Source organism: Siminovitchia fortis, assembly GCF_007681465.1.
Classification (GTDB): Bacteria; Bacillota; Bacilli; order Bacillales; family Bacillaceae_C; genus Siminovitchia; species Siminovitchia fortis.
On sequence record NZ_VEKZ01000157.1, the window covers coordinates 1 to 859 of the forward strand.

Annotated in this window: 1 protein-coding gene; it reads left to right on the top strand. The window is 43.5% G+C overall.

What is annotated here, in order from left to right; genetic code table 11:
* Positions 1 to 859, top strand: an 859-nt coding sequence (locus FS666_RS19985) for a nuclease/transposase family protein (protein ID WP_483409540.1), incomplete at both ends; no start/stop codon positions are given.

Genomic DNA, 859 nt, shown 5'->3' on the forward strand with positions numbered 1-859 from the left:
GGAAAACACTTCCTTGGCAAAAAACCGAAAAACGAAAAGCACAAACAAAAGGTGCATTTAGACTCCCATGCCGTGCAAAAAATTGCACTCAATGTCTGGGAATCGATCGAAGACTATCTTTTCAATCCAAAAACAAAAAAGGTGCGCTTCAAAAAGTTCGGCGAATTCAATACGCTGGAAAGCAAAACCAATAAATCAGGGATCAGATACAAAAACGGTTTTGTGGAGTGGAACGGATTAAAAATAAAAGCAGAAATGCCAAAACCGGGTAAAGATTCATACCTGGAAGCAGCCCTGCACGATGAAATCGCTTATTGCCGGATTGTGCGCAAAATCATTCGCGGCAGAACGAAATTCTATCTGCAGCTGGTAATGAAAGGCATCCCGCCCCAAAAGAGGAAACCGGTTGAAGGGAAAGTCGGCCTTGATAACGGCATTTCAACAGTAGCCACAGTCAGCGGCAAAAGTGTGAATGTACAAGAGTTCTGCAAAGGCTTGGATGAGCTGGACAGAAAACGCCGCATCCTGCTCCGCAGGATGGATCGTTCAAGGAGGGCAACAAACCCCAACAAGTTCAATGATAACGGCACCTTTAAAAAAGAAAACAAAGATAAATGGATTCGCTCCAAACGCTATTGGAAGACTCTATATGAGTTAAAGGAGATTTGCCGGAAAATAGCAGCTGTAAGGAAAATGATGCATAACAAGCTTGCCAATGAAATCCTTTCCGAAGGCAATGAAGTATATGCGGAACGGATGAACTACAAGGGGCTGCACAAAACCCGGTTAGGAAAAAGAATGGGGATCAAAGCACCTGCCGCCTTTTTAGAAATACTTGACCGGAAACTGAAATACCAAG